This window comes from Phenylobacterium sp. (genome assembly GCF_020253645.1).
Classification (GTDB): Bacteria; Pseudomonadota; Alphaproteobacteria; order Caulobacterales; family Caulobacteraceae; genus Phenylobacterium.
Genome location: NZ_JADCBG010000072.1, coordinates 1 through 17,064, shown reverse-complemented (window position 1 = coordinate 17,064; position 17,064 = coordinate 1). Strand labels below are relative to the sequence as shown.

16 protein-coding genes and 1 pseudogene are annotated in these 17,064 nt (G+C 69.4%); 9 read left to right on the top strand and 8 right to left on the bottom strand.

The features are described 5' to 3' along the window. The coding region (gene hrpB / locus INE98_RS05375) for an ATP-dependent helicase HrpB (RefSeq protein ID WP_293537202.1) at window positions 1-2,379 on the top strand (2,379 nt) is incomplete at its 5' end. Between the two features lie 6 nt (window positions 2,380-2,385). On the opposite strand, the gene INE98_RS05370 is transcribed toward hrpB, so the two are convergent. The 3 genes from INE98_RS05370 to INE98_RS05360 are packed head-to-tail and all read right to left on the bottom strand — an operon-like array spanning window position 2,386 to window position 6,292. Continuing rightward, window positions 2,386-3,183: an RNA methyltransferase gene (locus INE98_RS05370; RefSeq protein ID WP_293537200.1), complete on the bottom strand. Its 798-nt coding sequence runs from the start codon at window positions 3,181-3,183 to the stop codon at window positions 2,386-2,388. Beyond that, complete coding sequence (locus INE98_RS05365; RefSeq protein ID WP_293537199.1) at window positions 3,180-4,094, bottom strand: class I SAM-dependent methyltransferase; 915 nt, start codon at window positions 4,092-4,094, stop codon at window positions 3,180-3,182. Before INE98_RS05365 ends, INE98_RS05370 begins: the two co-directional genes overlap by 4 nt. After that, entirely contained in the window at window positions 4,091-6,292 is a 2,202-nt protein-coding gene (locus INE98_RS05360; RefSeq protein WP_293537197.1) for a lytic transglycosylase domain-containing protein, read from the bottom strand. The genes INE98_RS05365 and INE98_RS05360 overlap by 4 nt, the downstream gene beginning before the upstream one ends. Window positions 6,293-6,425: 133 nt before the next feature. On the opposite strand from INE98_RS05360, the gene dapA reads away from it, so the two are divergent. The 5 genes from dapA to INE98_RS05335 are packed head-to-tail and all read left to right on the top strand — an operon-like array spanning window position 6,426 to window position 9,572. Then, window positions 6,426-7,310 carry a 4-hydroxy-tetrahydrodipicolinate synthase gene (dapA, locus tag INE98_RS05355; protein ID WP_293537196.1) on the top strand — a complete coding sequence of 295 codons (885 nt, stop codon included), beginning with the start codon at window positions 6,426-6,428 and terminating at the stop codon, window positions 7,308-7,310. A 9-nt stretch (window positions 7,311-7,319) separates the two neighbouring features. Next, the gene (gene smpB / locus INE98_RS05350; RefSeq protein WP_293512012.1) at window positions 7,320-7,772 is read left to right on the top strand and encodes an SsrA-binding protein SmpB; all 453 of its coding nucleotides are present in this window, start codon (window positions 7,320-7,322) and stop codon (window positions 7,770-7,772) included. Between the two features lies 1 nt (window position 7,773). Further along, entirely contained in the window at window positions 7,774-8,151 is a 378-nt protein-coding gene (locus tag INE98_RS14525; RefSeq protein ID WP_367120167.1) for a transposase, read from the top strand. Between the two features lie 12 nt (window positions 8,152-8,163). Next, on the top strand, window positions 8,164-8,823 hold the full coding sequence (locus tag INE98_RS05340; RefSeq protein ID WP_293537194.1) for a hypothetical protein: 660 nt from the start codon (window positions 8,164-8,166) through the stop codon (window positions 8,821-8,823). Beyond that, entirely contained in the window at window positions 8,823-9,572 is a 750-nt protein-coding gene (locus INE98_RS05335; protein ID WP_293537192.1) for a GNAT family N-acetyltransferase, read from the top strand. The genes INE98_RS05340 and INE98_RS05335 overlap by 1 nt, the downstream gene beginning before the upstream one ends. 213 nt (window positions 9,573-9,785) lie before the next feature. Here INE98_RS05335 and INE98_RS05330 read toward each other — a convergent pair whose 3' ends face one another. Continuing rightward, the gene (locus tag INE98_RS05330; protein ID WP_293537190.1) at window positions 9,786-10,247 is read right to left on the bottom strand and encodes a DUF6196 family protein; all 462 of its coding nucleotides are present in this window, start codon (window positions 10,245-10,247) and stop codon (window positions 9,786-9,788) included. A gap of 387 nt (window positions 10,248-10,634) precedes the next feature. On the opposite strand from INE98_RS05330, the gene INE98_RS05325 reads away from it, so the two are divergent. Then, window positions 10,635-11,378, top strand: coding sequence for a GNAT family N-acetyltransferase (locus INE98_RS05325; RefSeq protein WP_293537189.1), 744 nt, complete (start codon window positions 10,635-10,637; stop codon window positions 11,376-11,378). 3 nt (window positions 11,379-11,381) lie between these two features. On the opposite strand, the gene INE98_RS05320 is transcribed toward INE98_RS05325, so the two are convergent. Next, window positions 11,382-11,864, bottom strand: coding sequence for a GNAT family N-acetyltransferase (locus tag INE98_RS05320; protein WP_293537187.1), 483 nt, complete (start codon window positions 11,862-11,864; stop codon window positions 11,382-11,384). A gap of 326 nt (window positions 11,865-12,190) precedes the next feature. On the opposite strand from INE98_RS05320, the gene INE98_RS05315 reads away from it, so the two are divergent. After that, window positions 12,191-12,901, top strand: a complete 711-nt coding sequence (locus tag INE98_RS05315) for an HAD family hydrolase (RefSeq protein ID WP_293537185.1) — start codon at window positions 12,191-12,193, stop codon at window positions 12,899-12,901. A gap of 39 nt (window positions 12,902-12,940) precedes the next feature. Then, on the top strand, window positions 12,941-13,078 hold the full coding sequence (locus INE98_RS05310) for a hypothetical protein (RefSeq protein ID WP_293537184.1): 138 nt from the start codon (window positions 12,941-12,943) through the stop codon (window positions 13,076-13,078). Here INE98_RS05310 and INE98_RS05305 read toward each other — a convergent pair whose 3' ends face one another. The 3 genes and pseudogenes from INE98_RS05305 to INE98_RS05295 all read right to left on the bottom strand — a co-directional run. Further along, window positions 13,079-14,620, bottom strand: coding sequence for a CehA/McbA family metallohydrolase (locus tag INE98_RS05305; RefSeq protein ID WP_293537182.1), 1,542 nt, complete (start codon window positions 14,618-14,620; stop codon window positions 13,079-13,081). Window positions 14,621-14,690: 70 nt separating this feature from the next. Next, window positions 14,691-16,475, bottom strand: a complete 1,785-nt coding sequence (locus tag INE98_RS05300) for an amidohydrolase family protein (RefSeq protein WP_293537180.1) — start codon at window positions 16,473-16,475, stop codon at window positions 14,691-14,693. A gap of 71 nt (window positions 16,476-16,546) precedes the next feature. After that, window positions 16,547-17,064: pseudogene (locus tag INE98_RS05295) on the bottom strand (arylsulfatase); the annotation flags it as partial.

The window sequence follows — 17,064 nt, the reverse complement described above, 5'->3', positions numbered from 1 at the left end:
CCGCCGGGGGCGGGCAAGAGCACGATCGCGCCCCTGGCCTGCCTCGCGGCGCCCTGGATTGCGGGCCAGCGCATCCTGATGCTCGAACCGCGGCGGCTGGCGGCGCGGGCTGTGGCGGCGCGGCTGGCCGCCAACCTCGGCGAGTCGGTGGGCGCCACCGTCGGCTACAGGGTGCGGATGGAGAGCCGGGTTTCGGCCGCCACCCGCCTGGAGGTCGTCACCGAGGGCGTCTTCTCGCGAATGATCCTCGACGATCCCGGCCTGGACGGGGTGGGCCTGGTCATCTTCGACGAGTTCCACGAGCGCAGCCTGGACGCCGACCTGGGCCTGGCCCTGGCGCACGATTGCCGGCGGGTCCTGAGGCCGGACCTGCGCCTGCTGGTCATGTCGGCCACCCTGGACGTCGCGGCGGTCTCCGGCCTGCTGGACGACGCCCCGGCCATCTCCAGCGAGGGCAGGGCCTGGCCGGTGGAGACCCGCTATCTGGGCCGCTATCCCGGCGCGCCCCTTGAGGACCAGGCGGTGCGCGCCGTGCGCCGGGCCCTGGCGGAGACGCCGGGCGGGGTGCTGGTCTTCCTGCCGGGCCAGGCCGAGATCCGCCGGACGGCCGAGCGGCTGGCGGCGGCGGGCCTGCCGGCGAACGTCGATGTCGCCCCGCTCTTCGGAGCCCTTGATCCCGCCGCCCAGGACCGGGCCATCGCCCCGGCCCCGGAGGGGCGGCGCAAGGTCGTCCTGGCCACGGACATCGCCGAAACCAGCCTGACCCTCGAGGGGATCGTCTGCGTTGTCGATGCGGGTCTGGTGCGCTCGCCGCGCTTTGACCCGGCGTCGGGGCTGACCCGCCTCGTCACCCTCAGGGCCAGCCGGGCGGCGGCGGACCAGAGGCGAGGTCGCGCCGGACGGACCGGCCCCGGAACCTGCTACCGGCTCTGGGACGAGGCCGAGACCCGCTCCCTGCCGGCCTTCGCCACGCCGGAGATTCTCAACGCCGACCTGTCGGGCCTCGCCCTCGACCTTGCCCGCTGGGGGGTGAAGGACACCGCCGGCCTCGCCTTCCTGGACCCGCCGCCAGCGGGGGCGCTGGCCGAGGCGCGCAGCCTCCTGGCCCGGCTGGAGGCCCTGGATGGACAGGGGGTGCTCACGGCCCATGGCGAGGCCCTTTCGCGCCTGCCCCTGCCGCCCCGCCTCGCCCATATGGTGCTGGCCGCCGCCGCCCGGGGACAGGCGGAACGGGCGGCGAGGATCGCCGTCCTGGCCTCCGAACCCGGGCTTGGCGGTCGCGACGTCGACCTGCGCCTGCGACTGGAGGCCCTGGACCGGGACCGGGGGCAGAGGGCGCGGGACGCTCGTGCTCTCGCCGGGCGCTGGGCCGCGCAGGCGGCTCGCGAGGCGGGCCGGGTGCAGGGCGAGCCCCTGGATGACGGCCTGCTCATGGCCCTGGCCTGGCCTGAGCGCGTCGCTCGGGCGAGGGGGCCTGCCGGACACTTCCAGCTCGCGGGGGGGCGGGGAGTCTGGCTGGAGGAGACCGACCCCCTCGCTCGGGAGCCCTGGCTGGCCGTCGGAGAACTGGGCGGGGGCGGGCGGGCCGACCGGATCCTGTTGGCCGCCCCGGTCCAGCCTGCGGAGCTTGACCGGCTCTTCGCCGCCGCCATCGTGCGCGAGTCGCGGATCGAGCCGGGTCCGTCGGGCCGTCTCCGGGCCGTTCGCATTGAAAGGATCGGCCGGCTGGTGCTGCGGGAGACGCTGGACGAGGCGCCTTCGGCGGACCTGATCCTGGCCGCCCTGCTGGACCAGGTGCGGGCTGACGGTTTTGCGGGCCTGCCCTGGGGCGAGGCGGGCCGGGCGATGCGGGCCCGGGCGGACTTCCTGCGCGGACTTGGGGAGGCCGACCTTCCGGACCTCGGTGACGCGGCCCTGCTGAAGGACCTCGACGCCTGGCTGAGCCCGGCGTTGGAGGGTCTGCGCAGCCTCTCTGACTTGGCGCCGGCCCGGCTGGACGGCGCGCTTGCCGCATACCTCGGCCATGCCGCCCAGCGTCGGCTGGAGGCCCTCGCGCCGGCGCGATGGACGGCCCCCACGGGCAACAGCTTCTCCATCGACTACGCCGCGCCAGGTGGTCCCCGCGTGGAGGTGCGGGTGCAGGAGGTCTTTGGCCTGGGCGCCCATCCCGCCATCGCGAACGGCCGGGCGCCCCTGACCCTGGCCCTGACGTCGCCGGCGCATCGGCCGATCCAGACCACCCGCGACCTGCCGGGTTTCTGGCGCGGGTCCTGGCGTGAGGTGCGGGCTGAGATGCGGGGCCGCTATCCGCGGCACGTCTGGCCTGAAGACCCAGCCTCCGCGACACCGACCGCCCGTGCGAAACCGCGCGGAACCTGAGCGGGATCAGGCCGTTATGGAATAGATCATGATCCCGGCGGCGACCGAGAGGTTGAGGCTGTCGGCGCGGCCGCGCATGGGTATCTTGACGTTGACGTCGCACAGGGCGGCCATGTCCGGGGTCAGGCCCTGTTGCTCATTGCCCAGCAGGACGAGGGTCGGGCGGCGGTAGTCCGCCTCTGCGTGGGAGACCGTCGCCGACAGGAGTGTTCCCACCACCGAGCCCGGCCAGCGCGCCCGCCAGGCGGTGAAGGCGGACTCGTCCGTCTGGACGATGGGCAGGGCGAAGATCGAGCCCATGGTCGCCCGCACCGCCTCCACGGAATAGGGATCGCAGCACTCGCCCACCAGGATGACGGCGCCGCAACCGGCGGCGTCGGCGGTCCGGATCACCGTGCCGAGATTGCCCGGGTCACGCACCCTGTGCAGGGCGACCCAGCCCGTAGCGCTTTCGGGTTTCAGGGCCTCCAGGGGGGTGAAGGCCTGCCGGAACACGCCGATCACCGCCTGCGGATTGTCACGTCTGGAGACCTTGGCGAGGATGTCCCGGGTGACCTCGACCACCTGCCCGCCAGCCCTGAGCGTCGCCGTCCGGGCCCTTTCGAGAAGAGGGTGGGACGCCGCTTCCGGGCCGAACAGCAAGACCTCAGGAAGGCGATCAAGTTCAATGGCTTCAATGATGAACTTAAGGCCTTCGGCGACGAACTGTCCTGTCTCGTTGCGGGTCTTGCCCTGGTGCAAGGCGCGCACCGACTTGACCAGGGGATTGGTCAGGGAGGTGACGAGGCGGGAGGAGGGGTTCATGCCGTCCAGCGGGCGAAGAAGCTCATGCCGATCTCTCTCGGGCGCGCGCTCTCGGCCAGAACCAGCTCTCCCCACGAAATGCTCCCGCCCCGGCCCGTCAGGCGATCGGCCAGCAGGCCGGAAAGCGCGGCTCCCGAGATGCGCTCGGCATAGGCGTTGAGCAGCAGAAACCGGGCGTCAGGACCCAGCAGCCTTGCGCAGTTCGCAGCCAGGTCCGGCAGGTCGTCGAAGAGCCTCCAGACCTCGCCGTCAGGGCCGCGGCCATATTTCGGAGGGTCGAGGATGATGCCGTCATAGGTCGCGCCGCGCCGGATCTCGCGCTGGACGTACTTTCGGGCGTCTTCGCAGATCCAGCGGATGGGATGGTCCTGAAGACCGGAGAGCGCCGCATTCTCCCGGGCCCAGCCGATCGCCTTGCGAGAGGCGTCGACGTGGGTGACCTGAGCCCCAGCCGCTGCACAGACCAGGCTAGCTACGCCGGTATATCCAAAGAGATTCAAGATATTGAGAGCGCGACCTGAAGTTCGAACCACCTGATCCAGCCACTCCCAGTTGGCGGCCTGCTCGGGGAAAAAGGCCAGATGCCGGAAGGGCGTGAAGCGACCATTGAAGCGGACGGCCCCCCATCCGGAGACCCAGGGTTCGATCGCCCCGTCGCGGAATCGCCAGCGTCCCGCGTCTTCCTCGTCCGCAGGATCGAAGACGGCGTCGGCCGTATTCCACAGGGCGTCGGGCTGTCCCGGAGACCAGAGGCATTGAGGTTCGGGTCGCACCACAGTGCGATGTCCGTACCGCTCCAGCTTTCGACCCCGGCCGGAGTCAATCAGGTCATAGTCCGACCAGCCCCGCGTGCGCAGGACGGTCGGCCCTGGGTCGATGCGGGGGGGGGCGGAGGTCTTTGTCTCCGTCATGGCGGGGTCTCCTCCGGCGTCTGCCCAGGTCCGGCCCCTGCGTTGGCGGGAGTGGCGGGGGCGGTGGTGGATGGGCGCGGGGTGTAAACACCGCGCCTGATGTCCCGCCCGAGGTCAAGCGTCGTCAAGCCACCCCGAAGCTTCGCCCGATACACTGCCACCGCCTCCATGACCCGCATCACGTAATTCCGGGTCTCGGAAAAGGGGATGCACTCAATGTAGTCGACCGGATCCACGCTGGCGGCCCTGGGATCGCCGCAGAAGCCCATCCACTGGTTCGCGCGTCCGGGACCGGCGTTGTAGCCCGCCACCGCGAGGACATAGGACCCCGAAAAGCTGGAGATCAGCTCGCCCAGATAGGTCGAACCCAGCCGCATGTTGTACTCAGGATCATCCAGCTGGGAGGGCGAGTAACCCACCCCGAGGCGACGGGCGGTGGCGGCGGCGGTTGCAGGCATCAGCTGCATCATGCCCCGGGCCCCGACACCGGAGCGGACAAGGGGGTCAAAGCCGCTCTCCTGACGGATGATGGCCAGGATCAGGGCGGGTTCCGGCGCATTGGGAACCTCGGGCGGGGTCCGGAGCGGATAGCCCCTGTCCGGCAGGATGAAACCCCGTTGCGCTGCGGTGCGCACCACCCGCATGGACGTATCCTGCTCGCCATAGCCCCGGACCAGGTCGACCAGCATGGCCTGCTCCGCCTCGGTATCGAGCAGGTCGTCGAGGGCCAGGACAAAGACGCGGAACAGGTCCCGGGCGCCGATTTCGTAGAGGATCCTTGCGGCCCGGGTGGTCTCCTTCGCCTCGAAGTCGGCGCGTTCACGGGGACCGACCTGAGGGTCGCGGCCGAGGTCGAGCCGCTCGAAACCCGCGCGTTCTGCAGCCAGTTGCCCGTAGAAGGTCGTCCGGTGTCGCGCGGCGGCGCGGTAGAAGACGTCTGCAGCGTCGATGCCCGCCATGGCCTCTACGGCGCGGCCGCGCCAATACAGCCCCCGCGCAAGCGTAATGGGCGACGAACCGACCCGGTCGATGAGCTTGAAATGAGCCTCGGCCCTGACCGGATCCCTCAGCCGGGTCAGGGCGATCCAGCCCGCATAGAATTCCGCCTCGACCGCATCGGTTCCGGACTTCAACCCGGTGTTGGCGGCGGCCTCGTACGCCGCCCGGGAGTCCCGATTGCGCAGGGCCGAGAGGGTCAGCTGATAGCGTTCGTCCCAGATCCGGGCTCCCATTTCGTCGGACCAGATCTCGGTCGGAAACCTCGGGAGTTCGGCGCGCGCCAGTTCGTCAAGGTCGGCGCGACGGTAGTAGGCGGCCCTCTCAACGGCCAGGCCGGGCGCCCCGGACACGGAAGGCGGCAGGGCCGCAGCCAGTTCGAGCGCCTGCGGGGACCTCTGCCGAAAGGCGATCCGGGCCTGGGCCAGGGCCTGCTGATCGGCGGGCAGGAGGTCGATCAGGTCGCGCGCCGCCGGACCCTGGGCGCCAAAGAGGAGCATGTCCGCTCGCCGGACGTGGTCCTCGGTCGTCAGCACGTCGCCGAACCGCGCTAGCATCGCCCTTTGCACATCGCGCTCAAACGGCGCGCCGCGCCATGTCCTGCGGATGAGGTCAGCCGCCGCCACCGGATTTCCCGACGCCCGAAGGGCCGCGGCCAGCGCCATGGCCCCCTCAGCTGTCGAGGGCGGTCGGCTTTCGAACCAGGCGGTGATCTGCCTCGGGCCGAGCCCGGAGGTCTCGATCAGGCGTTCGGCGGCGAGCCGACGGCGCGAGGGGCGCGGCCACTCCGCCATATCGCGCAGGGCGCGATCCATTTCGGCGAAGCTCAGGCTCGGGCCATTGGAGTCCATGAGCGCCCAAAGCCCCACCCTGCGGGCCAGCGGATCGGCGATCCTCTGGAGGCCCTCGCGCGCACCCTGCACATCGCCGCGCCGCGCCCTCTCAATCACATCCCTCAGGCCTGCGGCGTCCGCGTCCGACACGTAGGTCGAGCGGGGAACAGCCGGCGCGGGAGCCGGCGTGGCGGCGGCCTCGCCTTGAGGCGCCGGGGAAGGAACGACAGGCTGAGGGGCTGTGACCTCGGGCGTGGCTGCAGCCGCCGCTGGGGTCGCCGGAAGGCTCCGCCCCGTCGCCAGCCCCGGAAAGACCAGGAGCGCCAGGACAAACCCGACCGAAAAGTCCCGCCTCAACCTGACCTTCAAGTCCGAAACTCCGCCAGCAGCCATCCCGATACCCCGACTCAATCGGTTGCGGCGGGGACACTGTCCGCCATATTGTCTGACCCTGCCCTGGGGCCGCAACCGGCGGCCGTGTTCAAACGGTATCCTGCAGACCATGTCCGATCCCTTGTTCAGGGGCGTCTTCCCGGCCCTCGTCACTCCCTTCCGCGACGACGCGGTGGACGAGGACGCCTTTGTCCGTCTGGTCGAGCGCCAGATCGAGGCCGGAGTTCACGGCCTCGTTCCCGTCGGCACCACCGGCGAGACGGCGACCCTGAGCCATGACGAGCACCGTCGGGTGGTTGAGCTGGCGGTCCAGACGGCGGCGGGACGGGTTCCCGTGATCGCCGGCGCCGGATCCAACTCCACAGCCGAGGCCATCGAGCTGGTCCGCCATGCCAAGCAGATCGGCGCCGACGCCGCCCTGGTGGTGACGCCCTATTACAACCGGCCCAGCCAGGAAGGGCTCTACGCCCACTACGCCGCGATCAACGAGGCGGTGCAGCTGCCGGTGCTGGTCTACAATGTCCCGGCCCGGACCAGTGTGGACATTTCCGACGCCACCCTGGCCAGGCTGAGCCGCCTTCCCAACATCGTCGGGGTCAAGGACGCGACGGGCGATCTCGTCCGGGCCACCCAGCAGCGCATCACCTGCGGGTCCGACTGGGTCATGCTCTCGGGGGACGATCCGACGGCCCTGGGCTACATGGCCCACGGCGGACACGGCTGCATCTCCGTTTCGGCCAATGTGGCGCCGGTCCAGGTCGCCGCCTTCCATGAGGCCGCCCTGTCCGGTGACTGGGAAACCGCGCGACGCTGGCAGGATGGCCTCCTGCACCTGCACCGGGCCCTGTTCACCGACGCCTCGCCGGCGCCCACCAAGTACGCCCTGTCGAAGCTCGGCCTTTGCGAGGAAACCGCCCGCCTGCCCATCACCCCGGCCTCGGAAGCCTCGCGCCGCGAGGTGGACGCCGCGCTTGCGGAGGTCGGCGTCGCCTGACGCACCGCCATGGGCAAGCTGATCGCCGAGAACCGCCGCGCGCGCTTTGACTACTTCCTGGAGGAGACCTTCGAGGCGGGCCTGGCCCTGACCGGCACGGAGGTGAAGTCGCTGCGCAACGGCCGGGCCAATATCGCCGAGTCCTACGCGGCGGTGGAGGGCCGGGACATCTACCTGATCAACGCCGACATCCCGCCCTACGCCCAGGCCAACCGCTTCAACCATGAGCCCCGGCGCCACCGGAAGCTGCTGCTGCACCGCAAGCAGCTGGATCGCCTGATCGGCGCCGTTCAGCGCGAGGGCCGGACCCTGATCCCGACCAGGCTCTACTGGAACGACAAGGGCCTGGCCAAGCTGGAGCTGGCCCTGGCCAAGGGCAAGAAGCTGCACGACAAACGCGAGACCACGGCCGAGCGCGACTGGCAGAGGGACAAGGCCCGGCTCCTGCGGGACAAGGGCTGAGGTGGGCGCTGACGAGAACGCCCGGCTGAGGCGCGCGACGGGCTCCGACGTCCAGGGCTGCACCCCCGTCATGGCTGAGCCCCGGCCTGAGCCGAAGGTGATGCTCGGAGACCAGGGCTACGATGCCGGCGGCATCCTGGGCGACCTCGAAGTCAGAGGCGTCACCGCCGTCATCCCACCCAAACGCAACCGCAAGGTCCAGCTCATCATCGGCCGCCATCCCTGCGCCCCGAAAAATCTCGTCGAGCGCGGGTTCAACAAGCTTAAGCACTTCCGGGGCGTCGCAACCCGATACGACAAGAACCCCGATGACTGCGTCGCGGGCGTCAAATTCGCTTCAGCCAGAATCTGGATGCGGTTTAGTGGGTCGATGGCCTAGTCTGGACCCCGAATGCGCATTGAACCTTACATCCATCGCTGGCAGGGCTCACAGTTCGGCGCAGAAACCGCCCCGCCGTGGTCCCTCACCCAGAGAGCGCCAGAGCTCGTCCGCGGCGCCATTTCCGGCCTGGGTCCCGGGTATGAGGTCCGGGGCGACGTCGCCGTCCATCGCTCGGCCGAGGTCGAACCCGGGGCGTTGCTCAAGGGGCCCGTGATCGTCGGACCTCGCTCCTTCGTATCGAGTTTCGCTCTTCTTCGCGGCGGCGTCTTCCTCGACGAGGATTGCATCATCGGCCCGGCGGTCGAACTCAAGACGGTGTTCATGTTCAGCGGCTCGAAGGCCGCACACCTGAATTTCATCGGCGACTCCATCGTGGGCTCCGAGGTCAACATCGAGGCCGGCGCCATGGTCGCCAACTATCGCAATGAGTTCGCCGACAAGGAGATCCGCCTCATGGTCTCTGGTGTGTTGATCGAGACCGGCGTCGACAAGTTCGGGGCCCTTATCGGCGATGGAACGAAGATTGGAGCCAATGCAGTCCTTGCTCCGGGGGCGGTCCTGCCGGTCGGCGCCCGCGTGCCTAGGCTGGGGCTGGTCGACCAGCGCGAGACCTCCGCCGAACGCGACTGGCAGAGGGACAAGGCCCGGCTCCTGCGGGACAAGGGTTGATGGGGCCCGAGGAGATCGCCCGGCTGGAGCGCGCCACGGTCGCCAGCCTGGCGCCCCGGAGGGTGGAGGAGCGATCCGGGTGGATCCTGGCGATGGACTCCGCCCCCATGGGTCGGGCGCGGTCCGCCGCCCCGCTGTCGCATGATCCACCGCCGGACGTCTCGGACGCCGTCCTGTCGGACCTTGCCGAGGCCTATGTCGAGGCCGGCCTGCCGCCCGCCTTTCGTCTGCCCGATCGCCCGACGTTTGATGTGGTGCGCGGCCGTCTGGAGGCCACCGGCTTTGCGCCCGGCGAGCCCACCACCGTCATGATCGCGGACCCCGCCCGGGTCGCGGTCTATGGCGGGCGCGGCGCAGCGCCCGAGCCCATCCTGCTGGAGGCGCCGGACGCAGAGTGGGCGGCGGTCTTCTGCGGGCCGGGGTTCGATCCGGAGGAGGGCGCCCGCCGGGTGGCGCATCTGGCCCGGTCGCCCGGCGCCCGCTTCGGCGCGATCCGGGAGGCCGGCCAAACCCTCGCCGTGGGGGTGCTGAGCCGGGCCGGCGGCCTGGGCGGCGTGCACGGCATGCGAACCGCCGTCGAGCATCGCGGGCGCGGTTGCGCCGGGCGTCTTCTGGCCGCCTTCGGAGCCCAGGCCGCCGACTGGGGCCTGCCGCGCCTCTTTCTGCAGGTGGAGGTCGGCAATCCCGCCCGCAGCCTCTACGAGGCGGCGGGATTTCAGGACCTCTGGCGATATGTCTACTGGCGGTAGGGCGTTTCGCGACGCCACGGAAGGCTCCCAGGGCCACGGTGAGGAGCTGGCGCGCACCGCATCGAACTCTGGCCGGGCCGGATGCCGGGCGCCGAAGGGCATCTCATGGGTGATCAGCAGGTCCGGGTTCGACGGGTCGATCCTTAGGGCCAGATCGCTCCAGAGCGCTCCGTGTGGTCAAAGGCCATCCGGCCACCGGCGCCGCCATCCGGGTCATTGGCCGCGTCGCCCCTGCGCGAGATCCGGGTCGCTGGCGCACAGTTTGCGGACATAGGCGATGACGACGTCGCCCAGCATTTCCGGAACACCCCAATAGTCGAAGATTCCGCCGTCGCCGCTGTTCTGCCCACAGATCACGAACACACCCGTGCCGAACTCCAGCTTCAGGCGGCTCGCCAGCCAGCCAACAAAGCCGCTGTTGTCGACGCCTTCCGGAAAGTGAAACCGGAAGATTCTGAACCGTTCGCCGGGGCCGTCGCCGGGCGACAGCTGGCTCCAGACCGCATCATCGCGCACGAGTGCGAGCGCATCGCTCCGTGCTCGCGCCGCAAAGGCGTCGAGCGGGAACTCCTCGAAGCCATAAACGTCGGCATAGACCTTCAGGCGAGCTTGCTGCATGACCCGCAGCAGCCGGGTTTCTGTTTCAGCGACGCCTTCGTGAGAAATATGGACCATGGGTTTGATCTCAGATTGGAAGGATGTCGCGTCAGAATGTTTACTGGCGCAGAGTTGCGAAGTCTTGCCCGGACCCAAGGAAAATCGCCCGGAACACCGGGGCGAGGCATTCGCCGCGTAACGTCAGCGCCTAATCGGACCCCGCGCCCACACCTTCATGTCCGCCATCGCACTCGCCGCCGCCGTCATCTTCTGGTCGGGACCACTTTTGGGGTCTGACCGTGTCAATCGCGGTGACAGAAAACGGGTCTCTTTGTGGCGTCCCTGGAAACGCTCGGTTCGCCTGAAGACAATCGATGGTTTCCCGGACATCGGTGACCTGACCTGTCCTCGAGACCTCAGGCGAGATTTGGCGTCGATCTTCTTTGCGGGTAAAGGCATCTGAGGATGCTGAAGGCTGAGGATATCGCCCGGCTGGAGCGCGCCACGGTCGCCGGGGTCGCGCCGCGCCGGATGATGGAGCTGGACGGCTGGGTCCTCGGCCTCGACGGCGGGCCCATGGGCCGGGCCCGCTCCGCTGCGCCCCTGTCGCACGATCCGCCGCCGCCCCTGACTCCGGCCCTTGCCGAATCCTACGCCGCCACCGGCCTGGCGCCGGCCTTCCGGCTGCCTGACCTGCCCGTCTTCGCCGCGGCCCGGGACCTGCTGAGGGACGGCGGCTTCCGGCCCGGAGAACCGACCTGGGTCATGACCGCCGACCCGCTTGCTGTCGCCGGGTACGCCGGCCCCGGTGCGCGCAGGCCCGAGCCTGTCCTCCTGGAGGCGCCAGACGCAGCCTGGACGGAGGCCTTCTGCGGCCCCGGGTTTGACGCCCGGGAAGGGGCCCAGAGGGTCGCCCAGCTGTCGCGTTCTCCTGGCGCCCGCTTCGCTGCTGTGCGCGACGGCGGCCGCACCCTGGCGGTGGGGGTCCTGTCGCGCGCCGGTGGCGTGGGCGGGATCCACGGCATGCGCACCGCCCCCGACCAGAGGGGCCGCGGCCATGCCGGCCGCATCCTCGCCGCCTTCGCCCGGCAGGCCTCGGACTGGGGGCATGAGGACCTGATCCTGCAGGTGGAGGCTGGCAATCCTGCGCGGCGCCTCTACAGGGCCGCCGGCTTCACCGAGTTGTGGCGCTACTGGTACTGGCGATGAGCCTCAGAGCCTGAGGGTCATGAAGACGCTGAAGGGATCCGGGCCGTAGGTGTCGAAGGGCCCGCAGGCCGTGAACCCGACGCTCTCGTAGAGGGTGCGGGCCGGAATGAAGCCCTCCACCGAGCCGGTCTCCAGCCAGAGGGCCGCAAGCCCCATGCCCCGGGCCTCCGCCAGGATGTGATCCAGGATGGCCCGGCCAACGCCCTGGCCGAGAAAGGCGTCCGCCACCCGCATCGACTTGATCTCGCCGTTCCCCGCGTCGATCCGGCGAAGCGCCCCCATGCCGGCGAGCGTCTGGCCGCTCCAGGCGCTCCAGAACCGGATGGCGGGCGCCTTCAGCCCCTCCAGGGCGAGGGCGTGGACGCTCTCCGGCGGGCTCTGGGCGTGCATGCCGGCGAAGTGACGGGCCACCAGGTCCCGGACCGGTGGGCGGGAGAGGTCGTCCAGCTCGAAGCGGAGGGTAGGAGTGTGATCCGAGGCCGGCATGAGCCGAATCTTTGCCGGACGCCCCTGTCCGTCAACCTTCGCGTGGGCGCTGTGTCCGTGAGAGTATTCAATTGCCGAGCGCGCAGGCGCTGCTCCTCATACGGGAACCGGGCTTGATCCTCCTCCGCACGGGTCCAGGACATCGCGCTCAGATGACGCAGGGCTCGTACATCAGAACCGGTGCGTGAAGGCCGACATCCGACCGTCTGAATGGGGAGTCGGGATGCTACTTACTCTTGCGAAAGACATCCATGCCGGCTCCAATGCGCAACTGAGGCCTCACCGACTGCCTATCGGGCCCGTAATGAGAGAACACCCTGGCCCCGATGTCTGCATTTGAGCTGATCGTCCTGGACTGTGACGGAACCCTCGCTGACACTCGGCCTGTGATTGTCTCGACCCTTGTCGAAACCTTCGTCCAGACCATGGGTCGGAACCCAGACAGGGGCATGATCCACGGACTGGTCGCCCGCGGACTGCCGCTCGCCGATACCATTCGAGCCGTCACCAAGGGTCTTGATTGCCCCCTCGACGCAGTCCAGATCTCCCGGCAAGTTGCTCTCTATCGCGACCTTTATCTACGCCATGGCCTGTCGAGCACCCGACTGTTTGAAGGGTTCAAGCCAGTGCTTGAGGCATCTATGGCCGCAAACGTGTCAGTCGCTGTAGTCAGCAACAAGGGGCAGGCGGCCCTTGAATCCCTCCTGGATCACCATGGCGTTTCTTCCCTTGTTGCTCTCGTTCTCGGCGACACGGATCACCGCCCCCGAAAACCTGATCCCGCATTACTGCTCGAGTATGTCTTGCCTAAAGCCGGTTTGCCGACCCTGGAGCGTGTGCTCGTCGTCGGAGACACTGAGGTCGACATGGCCTTCGCGCGCAATGCTGGCGTCGCCAGCTGCTGGGCTCGCTTTGGCTATGGCGACGCCGAGACGTGTCTGAGGTTCTCCCCCAAGCATATCATCGATAATCCTATCGAACTCCTTGCCGTGATCGGAATTTCGTCCACGGCCCAGGTTCAGCCCAAGTTAGACTGATCTGCGCCAGGACCTTGCGACAACAGGACCCTGTCTCGCATGGGCATGACCGTCGGCATGAGCGCCCAGTTCAGCCCGCCCGACATCCCGTTCGCCGTAATAGCCGACATGAGCTGGAAGGAGATGCGTGAGGTCATCCACCGGCTGATCGAGCGCCGCAGCAGGACGCCATACTGATCAACGGCCTCCGCGCGTCTCGCGGAGATAGACCGGATTGCCTATAAGAATGAGCTTGCCGTCTGCACCGCGGACGTCTGCGCGGACCCACTTCAGACCGGGCGTCCACGGGAGTTCCATCGTCACCTCCGAAAGGCCGCGGATTGGGACGGGCGCGCGCGTCGCCGGTCCGCTGGGGCCTCCGGAGACGAACTCGACAGTCCCGTCCGGCGGTCCGGAGACCTTTGCGGTGAGGCGCAGTCTTGCAGCGGGGCGAGCCCTCAGGGTCTCGCCCATGCCCGCCTGCGCCTTGCCAGAGGCGACTGTGAGGTCGACGGAGGCGTCGGCGGGGGCGCCGAGGTCCACGAAGACCCGGCCTCGCCTCAGGCCCTCCAGGATGGCCGTCTGGGAGAGTTCGGCGGCGTAGACCACGGTGGCGGGCCGGCCCACCGGCGACTGGCCGCCACCCTTGGCGTCGGGGTCGTGATTATCGCTGCCGGCGATGCCGGTCACGTGGCAGCCGCGGTCGAGAAGGCTCTCCCAGAAGGGCAGGCCGGACAGCGGGCCTTCAGCCGAACCGGTCAGGCGCAGGCCGCCTCCGTTGGCGATCTCGACGGCGGTGATGCGGCGACAGTCCGGGATGGGCGCGGTCCAGCCGCATCCCATGCACGCTTCTCCCGAAGGCATGCCGGGATGATTGATCGACAGGAGCCCGCCTTCGGCCTCTACGGCGTCCAGCACCGTGTCGAGGGTCGACGCGCGCGCGGAGCCGAGCTGGAAGGGCAGGGGGCTGGTCACGCCGAAGACGTTGGCGTGGCCCTGGAAGGTCGTGATCTCCCGCCCTGGCAGGACCAGGAGGGTGTCGTAATAGGCCTGCAGGGCCCGAAGCTCGGGATAGACCGATGTCGAGTTGTGTTCGGTCAGGGCGATGAAGTCGAGGCCCGCCGCCCGGGCCGCCTCCAGCGTCCGGAAGACGGGGCAGGGGACCCGGCGCCCGGAGAGGCTGTCGCAGCTCCCGTCGCTGTGGCCGGAGTGGGTGTGAAGGTCGCCCCGGTACCAGCCCGGCCCTGTTCTGATCGCGCCCGGGTGGAAGGCGGATCCGGTCGACGGCGCGCCCTTCGGGTCAAGGCGGACCCGGGCGCTCCAGGACGCCGAAGCTCCCTTCCGGATGTTGGGGACCCCAAGGATCAGCCGCCATTCGCCCGGGGGAAGGAAGCCCGGGATGTAGGCGGAGGTGGCGTCACTGGTGGCGAGGGTGAAGGTCGACCTGTTGCCGCCGCTCCAGCCGCGGAAGCCGTTCGGGTCGCGGATCCCGAGGTCGATCACGGTCCTGTTCGCCCGGTCGTACGCGAAGGTCACCGTCAGCCGCTCGGTATTCTCCGGGACGGAGAAGGGGACCTCGACATAGGTCTCGTGATCCGCCTGGGTGATCACGCCGCGGAGCTCGATCTCGACCGGCGTCGCGTGGGCGCGGAAGGAAAGGCCCAGCAGGCAGAAGAGTCCTACGAGGAAGGCCCAGGTACGGGGACGCCACCCCCGGCGCTCTGTCTGACGTCGGATCATGGTCTGTCTCCGTTCCCGGAGCGCGGAGTGTGGCGCCCCGGGATGACAGGATGATGCCGGCCGGGCGGGATTATTCCGCGGCCTCGGCCAGTATCACCGCCTCACGGCCGCCACGGACCAGGCCGCCGGGGAGGGCGCCGGTGTGCTGGCCGTCCTCGAAGGTCACCTGGCCGGACTTGACCGTGTAGCGGTAGCCCTCGACGCGCTGGACGAGGCGGCGGCCACCGGCCGGCAGGTCGTGGATGGCTTCGGGGCGGAACAGGCGCAGGGCCTCGAAGTCGATGACGTTCAGGTCGGCCAGCAGGCCTGGCGCGATCCGGCCGCGGTCATTGAGGCCGTAGGCCCGGGCGGTGTCGCTGGTCAGCTTGCGGACCAGGAACTCCAGGGGGAACTGCTCGCCCTTCACCCGGTCGCGGGCCCAGTGGGTGAGGATGAAGCTGGGCATGCCGGCGTCGGCGATGACCCCGCAATGGGCGCCGCCGTCAGACAGGCCGAACAGCACGTTCGGGTGCTGCATGTTCTTGCGGAAGAAGTCGAAGTTGTAGGTCTGGTAGCCGCCGAGGGGCTGGTAGAAGAGTTCCTTGCCGCCGTCGCGGAGCAGCAGGTCATACATCATCTCCACCGGGGAGACGCCGGCGGCCTCGGCGAGGCCCGCGACGCTGCCCTCGCGGTCGGGCTCGTAGTTCGGGCGCTCGCCCAGGGGGAAGATGCGCCACAGGAGGCCATCGAGGCCGGCGACCTGTCCGCCCACCGGCGCGGAGGTGGCCGCGCGGATCAGGGGCGAGTCCTCGGAGAGCAGGGCGGCGCGGATGTCCGGCCGACCCATGGCCGCGACCTTGTCCTCGACCGACAGGGCCTCGAGTTCCTTCTTCCAGGTCGGGCTGGCGAGGAAGATGTGGAAGTTGGAGGTCAGGCCGTGCAGCACCCCGGTGGGCCGGCCGGCGATCTGCGGACGGATGTCCATGCCCTTCTGGCGGGACTCCTCGGCGATGTTGAACATCTTGTCGCCCTGGTAGGCCCCGGCGGACGTCGCCACGAGGGTGACGGGCAGGCCGGTCTCTTCCACGAAGCCCTTGACCCAGGCCCATTCGTCATCGTCGCCCAGGTGATCGGAGACCATCTCGAACACGCCGTGGGTCAGGCCCTTCATGGACAGGCCCAGGGCCAGCATCTCGTCGGAACCCGCAAAGGTGCCGGGGACGTGCACGCCGTGGACGTCCTTGTGTAGCAGGGTGCGGGAGGTGGAGAAGCCCAGGGCGCCGGCGGCGACGCCCTCGCGCACGATCTGGGCCATTTCGGCGATCTCGGCGGCGTCAGGCTTGTAGTCGGTGTTGCAGCGGTCGCCCAGGACGTAGGCGCGGACCGAGCCGTGCGGGACGTGGACGCCCACGTCGATGGTCCGGGGCTTGGCTTCCAGGGCGTCGAGGTATTCGGGGAAGGTCTCCCACTTCCAGTCAATGCCCTCGGCGAGGGCGGCGCCGGGAATGTCCTCGACCCCCTCCATCAGCTCGATCAGGAAGTCCTGGCTGCCCGGGCGGACGGGGGCGAAGCCGACCCCGCAATTGCCCATGATGGCCGTGGTCACGCCATGCCAGCTGGAGGGCGCCATGACCGGATCCCAGGTGGCCTGGCCGTCATAATGGGTGTGGATGTCCACCCAGCCGGGGGTGACGATCAGGCCTTTGGCGTCGATCTCCCGGCGGGCGGGGCCCTCGACCTTGCCCACGGCGACGATGCGGTCGCCCTGGATCCCGATGTCCGCGAGGGCGGGCGCCGCGCCCGTCCCGTCTACGACCGTGCCGCCCCGGATGATCAGGTCCAGCATGTCCGCGTCTTCCCAAATGAGCGCCAGCATCGCGCCGGTCTGAAATTCCAGACTACTGTAGGGCCGAAACCCGGCAGGTTTCCAGTCCTTTGCCCAAGGCCCTACTGCCGGCGCAGGGCCGCCTCGAGGCTGGCCTGGGCGTCGGTCTGCTGGTCATTCCCGAGTTCGACCTCCACCCTGTGCAGGACGCCGGTGAAGGGGAAGGGCGCGACGAAGTCTGACACCGCAGGCTTGGGCGCCCGGCCGATCTCCATGCCGATGAAGGAGGCCTGCGCCCGGTAGGTCTGCGGCAGCACCGCCGACCCGCAGGGTTGATCGTCGATCCGCAGCTCGCCCTCGGCGCTGTACTCGCCGGTCTTGCGCACCACCCAGCTGAGGGAGTGGCGTCCCGCCGGCACGGGCTGGGCGGACCGGGCGACATAGTGGCGGTTCACGAAGTTGTAGTCGTGGATGAGATGGCCGTCCTTCAGGTAGAGGGCGTAGCCGCCGCACCAGTCGCCCTGGGCGATGAGCACGCCCTCGGCGCCGCCCTCCGGGATCTCGACATGGGCGGTGATCCGGTAGGAGCGGTTGCGGATGTCGGGCGCCGCCGCCTGCGGGATGCGGCCGCCCCCGGGTT

Coding starts and splice junctions, on each gene's coding strand:
- INE98_RS05370 (WP_293537200.1), bottom strand. CDS start 3,183: ATGAACCCCTCCTCCCGCCTCGTCACCTCCCTGACCAATCCCCTGGTC.
- INE98_RS05365 (WP_293537199.1), bottom strand. CDS start 4,094: ATGACGGAGACAAAGACCTCCGCCCCCCCCCGCATCGACCCAGGGCCG.
- dapA (WP_293537196.1), top strand. CDS start 6,426: ATGTCCGATCCCTTGTTCAGGGGCGTCTTCCCGGCCCTCGTCACTCCC.
- smpB (WP_293512012.1), top strand. CDS start 7,320: ATGGGCAAGCTGATCGCCGAGAACCGCCGCGCGCGCTTTGACTACTTC.
- INE98_RS05340 (WP_293537194.1), top strand. CDS start 8,164: ATGCGCATTGAACCTTACATCCATCGCTGGCAGGGCTCACAGTTCGGC.
- INE98_RS05335 (WP_293537192.1), top strand. CDS start 8,823: ATGGGGCCCGAGGAGATCGCCCGGCTGGAGCGCGCCACGGTCGCCAGC.
- INE98_RS05330 (WP_293537190.1), bottom strand. CDS start 10,247: ATGGTCCATATTTCTCACGAAGGCGTCGCTGAAACAGAAACCCGGCTG.
- INE98_RS05325 (WP_293537189.1), top strand. CDS start 10,635: ATGCTGAAGGCTGAGGATATCGCCCGGCTGGAGCGCGCCACGGTCGCC.
- INE98_RS05320 (WP_293537187.1), bottom strand. CDS start 11,864: ATGCCGGCCTCGGATCACACTCCTACCCTCCGCTTCGAGCTGGACGAC.
- INE98_RS05315 (WP_293537185.1), top strand. CDS start 12,191: ATGTCTGCATTTGAGCTGATCGTCCTGGACTGTGACGGAACCCTCGCT.
- INE98_RS05310 (WP_293537184.1), top strand. CDS start 12,941: ATGGGCATGACCGTCGGCATGAGCGCCCAGTTCAGCCCGCCCGACATC.
- INE98_RS05305 (WP_293537182.1), bottom strand. CDS start 14,620: ATGATCCGACGTCAGACAGAGCGCCGGGGGTGGCGTCCCCGTACCTGG.
- INE98_RS05300 (WP_293537180.1), bottom strand. CDS start 16,475: ATGCTGGCGCTCATTTGGGAAGACGCGGACATGCTGGACCTGATCATC.